The 9143-nt window shown below is 68.5% G+C and carries 12 protein-coding genes and 2 tRNA genes; 9 read left to right on the plus strand and 5 right to left on the minus strand.

What is annotated here, in order from left to right:
* Positions 1-68 precede the first annotated feature (68 nt).
* The gene (locus ACIA8G_RS32130) at positions 69-587 is read left to right on the plus strand and encodes a Scr1 family TA system antitoxin-like transcriptional regulator (protein WP_396422453.1); all 519 of its coding nucleotides are present in this window, start codon (positions 69-71) and stop codon (positions 585-587) included.
* On the opposite strand, the gene ACIA8G_RS32135 is transcribed toward ACIA8G_RS32130, so the two are convergent.
* A complete protein-coding gene (locus tag ACIA8G_RS32135; protein ID WP_396422454.1) occupies positions 584-763 on the minus strand; it encodes a hypothetical protein in 180 nt (59 codons plus the stop codon). The genes ACIA8G_RS32130 and ACIA8G_RS32135 overlap by 4 nt on opposite strands.
* Positions 764-845: 82 nt before the next feature.
* Between ACIA8G_RS32135 and ACIA8G_RS32140 the strand changes: the two genes are divergently transcribed.
* Complete coding sequence (locus ACIA8G_RS32140; RefSeq protein WP_396422455.1) at positions 846-1403, plus strand: carboxymuconolactone decarboxylase family protein; 558 nt, start codon at positions 846-848, stop codon at positions 1401-1403.
* Positions 1404-1407: 4 nt separating this feature from the next.
* Positions 1408-2220: a class I SAM-dependent methyltransferase gene (locus ACIA8G_RS32145; RefSeq protein ID WP_396422456.1), complete on the plus strand. Its 813-nt coding sequence runs from the start codon at positions 1408-1410 to the stop codon at positions 2218-2220.
* Here the strand turns inward: ACIA8G_RS32145 and ACIA8G_RS32150 are convergent, their stop codons facing one another.
* On the minus strand, positions 2221-2844 hold the full coding sequence (locus ACIA8G_RS32150) for a dioxygenase (RefSeq protein ID WP_396422457.1): 624 nt from the start codon (positions 2842-2844) through the stop codon (positions 2221-2223).
* A 113-nt stretch (positions 2845-2957) separates the two neighbouring features.
* Complete coding sequence (locus tag ACIA8G_RS32155) at positions 2958-3818, minus strand: sigma-70 family RNA polymerase sigma factor (RefSeq protein ID WP_396422458.1); 861 nt, start codon at positions 3816-3818, stop codon at positions 2958-2960.
* A gap of 50 nt (positions 3819-3868) precedes the next feature.
* On the opposite strand from ACIA8G_RS32155, the gene dnaG reads away from it, so the two are divergent.
* Genes dnaG through ACIA8G_RS32170 form a run of 3 tightly spaced genes read left to right on the plus strand, consistent with a single transcriptional unit; the run spans position 3869 to position 7017 of the window.
* A complete protein-coding gene (dnaG, locus tag ACIA8G_RS32160; RefSeq protein WP_396422459.1) occupies positions 3869-5758 on the plus strand; it encodes a DNA primase in 1890 nt (629 codons plus the stop codon).
* Entirely contained in the window at positions 5758-6252 is a 495-nt protein-coding gene (locus tag ACIA8G_RS32165; RefSeq protein WP_396422460.1) for a hypothetical protein, read from the plus strand. The genes dnaG and ACIA8G_RS32165 overlap by 1 nt, the downstream gene beginning before the upstream one ends.
* Before the next feature lie 24 nt (positions 6253-6276).
* Positions 6277-7017, plus strand: a complete 741-nt coding sequence (locus ACIA8G_RS32170; RefSeq protein ID WP_396422461.1) for a trans-aconitate 2-methyltransferase — start codon at positions 6277-6279, stop codon at positions 7015-7017.
* A gap of 6 nt (positions 7018-7023) precedes the next feature.
* Here the strand turns inward: ACIA8G_RS32170 and ACIA8G_RS32175 are convergent, their stop codons facing one another.
* A complete protein-coding gene (locus ACIA8G_RS32175; protein WP_396422462.1) occupies positions 7024-7302 on the minus strand; it encodes a YtxH domain-containing protein in 279 nt (92 codons plus the stop codon).
* A 139-nt stretch (positions 7303-7441) separates the two neighbouring features.
* Here ACIA8G_RS32175 and ACIA8G_RS32180 point away from each other — a divergent pair.
* Both ACIA8G_RS32180 and ACIA8G_RS32185 read left to right on the plus strand, forming a co-directional pair.
* Positions 7442-7514 (plus strand) — tRNA-Asn (locus ACIA8G_RS32180).
* A 148-nt stretch (positions 7515-7662) separates the two neighbouring features.
* Positions 7663-8520 carry an oxygenase MpaB family protein gene (locus ACIA8G_RS32185; protein ID WP_396422463.1) on the plus strand — a complete coding sequence of 286 codons (858 nt, stop codon included), beginning with the start codon at positions 7663-7665 and terminating at the stop codon, positions 8518-8520.
* Here ACIA8G_RS32185 and ACIA8G_RS32190 read toward each other — a convergent pair.
* Positions 8475-8936, minus strand: a complete 462-nt coding sequence (locus tag ACIA8G_RS32190; protein ID WP_396422464.1) for a GNAT family N-acetyltransferase — start codon at positions 8934-8936, stop codon at positions 8475-8477. The genes ACIA8G_RS32185 and ACIA8G_RS32190 overlap by 46 nt on opposite strands.
* 108 nt (positions 8937-9044) lie before the next feature.
* Here ACIA8G_RS32190 and ACIA8G_RS32195 point away from each other — a divergent pair.
* Positions 9045-9122, plus strand: a tRNA-Ile gene (locus ACIA8G_RS32195).
* Positions 9123-9143 lie beyond the last annotated feature (21 nt).

Here is a 9143-nt window from a genome sequence, read left to right on the forward strand (position 1 = left end):
GACCATTCGCCCTGATGGGCGAGCGTTTCGCACAGCGAGATCATGATCATGGCCCTACCGTTCCTCGCATGACCCAGCACGGTGCCGGCGAGCAGCTCGTCGTGCTCGCCGCGGCGGGCGCCACGCGGATCACCTGCTTCAGCGGCGTCAGCATTCCCGTCCTCCTGCGCACCGAGTGCTACTCGAAGGCGCTGGCGGACGCGCTGGGTCTCGCGCCGGCGCCGGAGCTGCAGCGCGACGGCGTGCTGCCGCAGTGCGTGTTCTTCATCCACGAGTACGCGCTGCGCACCGTGGTCGGGGGCAACCGGCTGATGGAGGACCAGGTCCTGCACCTGCTGTTCCACGCGCCGTCGATCAGGATCGTGCCGGCCGACGCTGGCGGGGCGGCGGCGGTCGGGATGGACTACGCGCTGATCCACTACGAGCACGAGCCGCCGCTGGTGTACCTCGCGAACTGGGCACTCGTCAGCGACGCGGCCACCGTCGAGCGGGCCGTGATGATCTTCCAGCGCATGCACGCGCTCGCGCTCGACAACGAGCGGTCGCGTGACCTGCTGATGGCCTACGTGGCGGTGTACGACCGCTAGTTGGGGGTGTTGCGGCGCAGGTAGAGCTTCATTCCGTTCTCGCCGGGCAGCGCGCACAGCAGCAGGCGGACGTTCTGGTGTCGCACCGGCACCGCACACGAATCGCCCGCCAGCAGCGTTCCCGCCAGCAGGCCGGCCGACTCGTGATCGATGTCCAGCACGAAGTCGTTGCTCATGGAGGGACCCTATGAGCTGGCCGCCTCGCAACCCAGTCACCCAAAGGTGTCACGTTCACGCCTGCCGTCTCGTCCACAGGGCATGACGAGGATCAACGGAGTCACGAAGAAGGACGCGGGCCTGCTCACGAAGGCCCTCTACTGGTTCGCCCGGCGGGAGTTCGGTGCGGTGCCCGAGCCGGTCACGGTGATGGCGCACCACCCGAAGCTGCTGATCGCGAGCGGACGGCACGAGCTCGCGGTCAAGAAGGCGGCTCACGGGCCGTTGTTCGAGCTCTGCGTCTACCGCACGGCCGTGAAGCTCGGCTGCTCGTGGTGCGTCGACTTCGGCGCGATGCTGATGAAGCACGGGGGCCTGGACATCGAGCGGTTGAAGCACATCGACTCGTATGCCACGTCAGAGCTCTTCACCGACGTCGAACGCAAGGCACTTGCGTACGCGGACGCGATGACGGACACGCCGGTCACCGTGACTGACACGCAGGTCACCGAGCTGGAAGAACTGTTGGGGCGCAAGGAACTCGTCGCGCTGACCTACCAGATCGCGCTGGAGAACCAGCGGGCGCGGTTCAACAGCGCGTTCGAGATCAAGGATCAGGGCTTCACGAGCGGCGACGCATGCCGCATCCCGGCACACTAGAAGAGTGGAGAAGATCACCCTGACGGGTGCACAAGAGACCATGCTCGCCACGCTGTACGGCCGGGCGCTGGACAGCGGGCGGGCCACCTCGGTGCTGCACGACGACGAGGCGAAGCGCGCCGTCGACCGCATCGACTACGACTTCGGCAGGACCGGGATGAACACGACGAGCGCGGTCGGCGTCGCCATCCGGGCCAAGGTGCTCGACGACTGGACGCGCGAGTTCATCCAGCGCAACCCGACGTGCTCGGTGCTGCACCTCGCGTGTGGCCTGGACACGCGCGCGCACCGCATCGCACGGCCGGACACCGTGAGGTGGGTCGACGTCGACATGCCGGACGTGGTGGCGTTGCGGCACAAGCTCTTGCCACAGCCACAGGGCGACTACCGGCTCGTGGCGTCGTCGGTCACCGAGGACGCGTGGCTCGAGGCGGTGGCCGCGGATCGTCCGGCCGTGGCGGTGTTCGAGGGCCTGTCGATGTACCTCACGCAAGCCGAGGGACACGCGTTGATCCAGCGCATCACCACCAGGTTCTCGAGTGGTGAGCTGCTGTTCGACGTCTACGGCTCGTGGGGGATCAAGCTGCAGAGACTGGTACCGGCCATCCGCAACGCGGGCGCGACGCTGCACTGGGGCGTCGACGACCCGAGCGAGATCGAGGCGCTGCACCCCGGCCTGACCAGCGTCGACGCGTGGCGCAGTGTGGACCTGCCGCACCTGGACGCGTTGCCCAGGTCCGGCAGGATCCAGATGAAGGTCGTCAGCGCCATCCCGAAGCTCAGGGACGTCGGGAAGTTGCTACGACTGCGGTGGTAGTCACTCGATGACGAAGTCGAACTTGGCGGTGTAGCGGTTCCCGACGAGCGGGCCGAGCGCCATCTCGCACTCGCGGTCGAGGAAGGCGTCGCGCCGGTTCAGCGCGGCCACGTTCATCCCGTACGCCCTGAGGGTGTCCGGGAAGAAGAGCTGCGTGGTGAGGATCGGGCCGTTGCGCGCCTGCACCTTGACGTGGAGGTGCGGCGTGCGGCCCGGGTAGTCCTTCGGCACGACCGTTTCCAGCACGTACGCGCCGGACGCGGTGGTGAACTGGTGCCCGCGCATCTTGAACGTCGTGTTGTCGTAGGCGCCCCGGTCGTCCGCCTGCCAGAAGTCGAGCAGCGCGTTCTGGATGGGCACGCACTTCATCGTGTAGACGAACCCGGTGATGCTGAGCACGATCCCGGTGACGCCGGGCGTGCGCAGGTTCGTGCGTTGCGGGGAGTTCCGCTTGAAGTAGGGACCTTCGATGTTCGACGGGGTGTCGTCGTCATCGACGCAGGTCGGGGTGAGGGGAAGAGGGGCGCTGCGGGCCGTGGTGGTGCCGGCGGCGGTCAGTGCGACGACAGCGGCCGCACCGGTCGCCAGGAACGCCCGGCGGGAAGGGATGTCGTGTTCGGGCATGTTCGAACTCCGGTGGTTGCAACCCGCGGCAGGGGGCTTGGGCTGACCAACGGCACGAACGTTAGCGGCGAAACGACTCCCGGAACCAGTTGCGGTCCAGACCAAAGGGCTGGTCAGAACTCCACGTGGGTCAGCTTGTCCGGGTTCGCGATGTCGTAGATGGCCAGGACCTTGCCCTCGTGCACGGTGAACGTGGTGATGCGCGCCGCCACCTCGCCCTGTGCCGCCATGACCATGCCGAGCTCGCCGTTGACGAACACCGGCCGGTGCTCCGGGTAGCCGTACTTGCGGATGAGGCCGAAGAAGAACCGGGCGACCTTCTCCGGGCCGGAGACCGTGTGGACCGCGGTGCGCACCTTGCCGCCGCCGTCGCCGATCATCACCGCGTCCGGGTGCAGCAGGCCGAGCACGGCCTCGATGTCGCCGCTCGACATGGCGGTGAGGAACTTCTCCAGCACCTCGCGCTGCTCGTCCAGCGCCGCGCGGGGCGGTGGGGCCGCGCCGGTCACGGTCTTGCGGGCGCGCGAGGCGTGCTGCCGTGCCGCCGCCTCCGAGACGCCCAGCACGTCCGCGATCTCGCCGAAAGGCAGGGAGAACGCGTCGTGCAGCACGAACGCCACACGCTGGTCCGGCGTCAGCTTGTCGAGCACCACCAGCGCCGCCATCCGCACGCCGTCGGACCGCACCACGCTCGCCAGCGGGTCGTCGTCCTCACCGGTCGTGATCAACGGCTCCGGCAGCCACGAGCCCACGTACGTCTCGCGGCGCACGGCGGCGGAACGCAGGCGGTCCAGGCAGATGCGGCTCACCACGGTCGTGAGCCAGCCGCGCACGTCCTTGATGCCTTCGGCCTTGGCGAACCGGGGCCACGCCTCCTGCACGGCGTCCTCGGCGTCGGCGATGCTGCCGGTCAGCCGGTAGGCGACACCGATCAGGTGCGTGCGGTGGAGTCCGAAGTCGTCGGCGGTGGTCACGAATCGCAGTCTGCCATCCCGGGTTTTCCGCAAGCCGTAGACTCGGTCGCGTGGCAGGACGCATCAGGGACAGCGACATCGCGTTGGTGCGTGAGCGCAGCCGCATCGACGAGGTCGTCGGTGACCAGGTCTCGCTGAAGCGGGCAGGCGGGGGAGCGCTGAAGGGGTTGTGCCCCTTCCACGACGAGAAGACGCCGTCGTTCAACGTGCGTCCGTCGCACGGCACGTTCCACTGCTTCGGCTGCGGCGAGGGCGGCGACGTGATCGCCTTCGTGATGAAGGTCGAGCACCTGTCGTTCGTGGAGGCCGTCGAGCGGCTCGCGGACCGGGCGGGCATCCAGCTCACCTACGAGGGCGGCGGCGCGACGACCCAGCGCGATCGCGGCACGCGCAGCAGGCTCATCGAGGCGCACAAGGCGGCGGCCGAGTACTACGCAGAGCAGCTCGCCTCACCGGACGCGCAGCAGGCACGCGAGTTCCTGGCCGAGCGCGGGTTCGACGAGGCGGCGGCACGGCAGTTCGGCTGCGGCTTCGCGCCCGGTGGCTGGGACAAGCTCACCAAGCACCTGCTCGGCCGCGGGTTCGAGGTCACCGAGCTGATCAAGGCGCAGCTCGCCAAGGAGGGCAAGCAGGGGCCGATCGACCGGTTCCACCGGCGGCTGCTGTGGCCGATCAAGGACATCGGCGGCGAGGTCGTCGGCTTCGGCGCGCGGCGGATCTTCGACGACGACCCGATCCAGGCCAAGTACCTGAACACCAGCGAGTCGATGATCTACAAGAAGTCGCACGTGCTGTTCGGGCTGGACCAGGCGAAGCGGGAGATCGCGAAGCGCAAGCAGGCCGTCATCGTCGAGGGCTACACCGACGTGATGGCGATGCACCTGGCCGGTGTGCCGACGGCGGTCGCGTCGTGCGGCACGGCGTTCGGCATCGACCACATGAACGTGCTGCGCAGGCTGCTGATCGACGACGACGTGAACGGTGAGGTCATCTTCACCTTCGACGGCGACGAGGCGGGCCAGAAGGCGGCGCTGAAGGCGTTCGACGGTGAGCAGCAGTTCTCCGCGCAGACCTACATCGCGGTCGCGCCGGACGGCATGGACCCGTGCGAGCTCCGGCAGGCCAAGGGCGACGTTGCGGTGCGCGACCTGGTGGCGCGGCGCACGCCGTTGATCGAGTTCGCCATCAAGGCGCAGCTCAAGGCGTACGACCTCGACTCCGTGGACGGTCGCGTCGAGGCGCTGAAGAAGATGGTGCCGTTCGTCGCGCAGATCAAGGACCGCGCCAAGCGCGACGGCTACGCGACGCGCCTCGCCTGGTGGGTCGGCTGGGACGACGAGGCCATGGTCGTGCGCCGGGTGCGTCAGGTCTCCGGCGGCAAGACGCCTGTCGTCGCTGCTCAGCGGGTCGACCCGAACCAGATGGCGTTGGGCGTCGAGGTCGACGGCCCGGCGAGGCCGAACCCGCGCGACCCGCGGCTGGTGCCCGAACGCGAGGTGCTCAAGGTCGCGCTGCGGCTGCCCGAGTACGCGGGCCCGCTGTACGACTCGCTGCCCGACGAGGCGTTCACGGACCCCGCGTACGTGGCGCTGCACCGGGCGATCCGCGACGCCGGCGGCGCTTCCTCCGGGCTCGGGGGCACGGCGTACCTGGACGCGATCAGCCAGGCGTGCTCGCACGCGTCGGTGCGGTCCGTGCTGACCGAGCTCGCCGTGGAACCGTTGACCGTCAAGCAGGACGACGAGTTCCGCTACGTGTCGATGGTGATCGCGCGCCTGCAGGAGGTGCAGGTCGGCAAGCAGATCGAGGACGTGAAGTCGCGCCTGCGACGGCTGTCCCCGATCAAGGACGCCGACGAGTACCGGGCGCTGTGGGGTGACCTGGTGGCGCTGGAGGAGTACCGCAAGGCGCTCCTGCAGCAGAGCGCTGGAGTGCTGTAGTGGGGCTGTTTCGCAGGCTGTTCGGCTCAGGTGCGCCGGACGGGTTCACCGGGACGCTGGAGCCCGACGAGACCGTGATCGCGTCCGCCGCGGTGCAGAGCGGTGGCCACATCGTGGTGACGTCGCTCGGACTGTGGGTGCCGGGCCCGCGGCGGATCGGCTGGCACCTGATCAGCAAGGTGAAGTGGGAGGGCGCGCTGCGCGTGGTCGAAGCGCGCGAAGCCCTGGTCGAAGGCCCCGTCGTGCTGCTGGAAGACCTGCCGCCCGAACGGTTCGCGCTGGAGCAGCCCGATCGGGTGCTGCGGGCGATCAGCCAGCGGGTCGAGGGGTCGATCCGGCACCGGGAGCGCGTCGAGTCACCCGGAGTGTGGATTCTGCAGCGCAAGATCCCCGGCCGTGACGGTGTGGTGTGGCAGGCGCGCGGTGACGCGGGCGTGGAACTGCAGGCCGTGCAGGCCGCCGTGACGAGGTTCGCCGAGGGGCTGACGCGCTAACAGTACGCGTGTACTGTTAGTCGCATGTGGGATCCGGCGCAGTACTTGGCCTTCGCCGACCACCGGGCGAGGCCGTTCTACGAGCTCGTGGCGCGCGTGGGGGCAGAGTCCCCGCGCCGCGTGGTCGACGTGGGCTGCGGCCCCGGAAACCTGACCGCGTCGCTGTCCTCACGCTGGCCGGCCGCGGTGGTCGAGGCGTTCGACTCGTCACCGGAGATGGTCGAAGCGGCCCGTGCCGCCGGCGTGGACGCGCGGGTGGACGACGTGACGACCTGGGAACCGTTGCCGGACACCGATGTCGTGGTGTCCAACGCGGTGCTGCAATGGGTGCCGTCGCATCCCTCGATCGTGGAGAAGTGGGCCGCCGCGCTGCCGCCCGGCGCGTGGCTAGCGTTCCAGGTGCCCGGCAACTACGCCGACCCCTCGCACCGGTTGATCCGCGAGGTGGCCGGCCCGGCGCTGGCGCACGTCTTCCGCGCGGAGAAGCCCGTGCTGGACCCCGTGGAATACGCCGAACTGCTGGCGGACTGCTCCACTGTGGACGTGTGGGAGACCACCTACGTGCAGCGGCTCTCAGGGCCGGACCCCGTGCTGGAGTGGGTGCACGGCACGGCGCTGCGGCCGCTGCGGGCGGCACTGTCCTCATCGGACTGGGACGCGTACGTCGCGGAGCTGGCACCGCGACTGCGCGAGGCCTACCCGCAGCGGGCCGACGGCACGACGTGGTTCCCCTTCAGGCGGATCTTCGCCGTGGCGCGGGTGTGAAGGTCGTCACGCCCGCGGCGGGACGGGGTGTTCGTTGAGGTCGTTGTTGAGGTCGTGGTGCTTCCAGGGGGCCTTCTCCGCGAGGACGTGGGACTTCTCCGCGACGACGTCCTTGGCGGTGTGAGCCGCCTCGAACGCCTTGTCCTTGGCCGTACCTGCGGCTTTGCGCACCGTCGGGTTCTCGGCGATCCGGTGCCAGGTGCGCACGATCTGGTCGTAGCGCTCCCGTCCGGCCTTCGCACCGAGGACGTAGCCGACCGCCATGCCGACCAAGATGCCCTTCATGCGGGGTCTCCTCTCACATCGTGGCTGGTCAGAAGCCATCTTGCCCTAAAACGGGGGGTGGTTGCAGAACCCGTTTTGAACGTGATGTAGAGTTACCCACTGTCAGGAGGAACCAAGCCTGACGGACATAAGTGAACATTCCCCCATAGCTCAATTGGCAGAGCATGCGACTGTTAATCGCAGGGTTACTGGTTCGAGTCCAGTTGGGGGAGCTTCTTCCTAGACCCTAGTCGCCTGACTGGGGTCTTTTGCTTTGCAGGGCCTCGCGCCCACCTCTTGGGGGCTAGCTCCTGGGCTCCATCGCCCTAGTCCACCGACTGGGGTCTTTTGCTTTGCCCGGCCTTGGGTCACGTTGAGTGGATGGCCCGCTTCGCGAACCTCCGCCGCATCGCCTCGCTGGACCCGGCCGCCGACCACGAGGAGATCATGCGGATCTCCGCAGGCCTGGAGTTCCCGTGGGACTACCAGAAGTCGCTGGAACTGGCGCTCTTCCGCACGTACTGCGTCCCGACGATCTCCGCCTTGCTGGAGCGCACCAGCGAGTTCGAACGCCGGCCGCAGAAGCGCTACGACGACACCGCCGTCCTGATGGCCGAGCTCGTGGAGCACGGCTACGACTCCCCGCGCGGCCGCGAGTCCCTGCGTGTCGTCAACCGGCAGCACGGCCGCTACGACATCTCGAACGACGACATGCTCTACGTGCTGTCGACGTTCATCTACGAGCCCATCGACTGGCTGCGGCGCTACGGCTGGCGGACGCTGTCGAGCAACGAGCAGCTGGCCGCGTTCCACTTCTACCGCGCGGTCGGCACCAGGATGGGGATCCGGGACATCCCGGCGGACTTCGCTGAGTTCCGTGCGTTCAAAGAGACCTACGAGCAGCAGCACTTCGTGTTCGCGCCGTCGAACCACCGCATCGGCCAGTACACGCTCGACCTGTTCTGCTCGTGGTACCCGGCCGTGCTGGCGCCGGTCGTCTCACGGGCCGTGGTCGCGCTGCTGGACCCGGAGATGGTGCGCGCGTTCGGGTTCGTCGCGCCCGCGGCGTGGGTCAGCGCGCTGGCCCGGCTGACGTTGCGACTTCGGGCCGCAGTGGTGCGCCGGATGCCCGTGCGGCGCGAGTTGAAGCTGACCCGCGCGCGCAACCGCACCTATCCGGGCTACCCGGACGGTTACCGTCCGTCGGACCTGGGCGCGATCTCCAGCACGGCGACCTGACCGTTGAGCGTGAAGCCCATCGCCTTGAGGAACTCGTTGCCGGGCTTGAAGTCGTCGAGCCGCACGTGGACGTGCGTGACGGCGGGGAAGCGTTCGGCGAGTGCCTTCACCATCTCGCGGCCGATGCCCCACCGGCGAAGATCCTTCGGCACCAGGAAGAAGCCGACGCTGGCGTGGTGCCGCGCGGGGTGGTCGAGCACCAGGTCCACGAACCCGATCATGCCCTGGGCCTGGGCGACCAGCAGGTGCTTCTGCTCGAACACCGTGCCCTCGGGCAGCGCGTAGAAGAGGCTCTGCACGTCACCGGGCCCGGACGGATGCCCCGTGGCAGCCTGGAACCAGTCGTCGCAGTCGGCGAACAGCCGCAGCACCTCGGGCTCGTCCGCCGGGGTGAAGTCGCGGAGAATCAAACGCACGGGTGCAGCCTATGTGTCGTTCGCCACGGGGGTGCGCAAGGGCCGTTCGGCGTGATCGGTATCCTCCAACACGCAGCGTGAGCCGGTTCTGAGGGCCGCCGTTGCGCGGGGGAAGTAGCTCAGTTGGTCAGAGCAGCGGACTCATAATCCGTCAGGTCGTGGGTTCGAGCCCCACCTTCCCCACCAGCTTGACCTGCCCGGACGGTT

The organism is Lentzea sp. NPDC051213 (assembly GCF_044455585.1).
In the GTDB taxonomy this organism is placed as follows: domain Bacteria; phylum Actinomycetota; class Actinomycetes; order Mycobacteriales; family Pseudonocardiaceae; genus Lentzea.

What these genes read in the sequence shown, in the direction of transcription:
- ACIA8G_RS32130 (WP_396422453.1), top strand. Translation starts at nt 69, where the DNA reads ATGACCCAGCACGGTGCCGGCGAGCAGCTCGTCGTGCTCGCCGCGGCG.
- ACIA8G_RS32135 (WP_396422454.1), bottom strand. Translation starts at nt 763, where the DNA reads ATGAGCAACGACTTCGTGCTGGACATCGATCACGAGTCGGCCGGCCTG.
- ACIA8G_RS32140 (WP_396422455.1), top strand. Translation starts at nt 846, where the DNA reads ATGACGAGGATCAACGGAGTCACGAAGAAGGACGCGGGCCTGCTCACG.
- ACIA8G_RS32150 (WP_396422457.1), bottom strand. Translation starts at nt 2,844, where the DNA reads ATGCCCGAACACGACATCCCTTCCCGCCGGGCGTTCCTGGCGACCGGT.
- ACIA8G_RS32170 (WP_396422461.1), top strand. Translation starts at nt 6,277, where the DNA reads ATGTGGGATCCGGCGCAGTACTTGGCCTTCGCCGACCACCGGGCGAGG.
- ACIA8G_RS32175 (WP_396422462.1), bottom strand. Translation starts at nt 7,302, where the DNA reads ATGAAGGGCATCTTGGTCGGCATGGCGGTCGGCTACGTCCTCGGTGCG.
- ACIA8G_RS32185 (WP_396422463.1), top strand. Translation starts at nt 7,663, where the DNA reads ATGGCCCGCTTCGCGAACCTCCGCCGCATCGCCTCGCTGGACCCGGCC.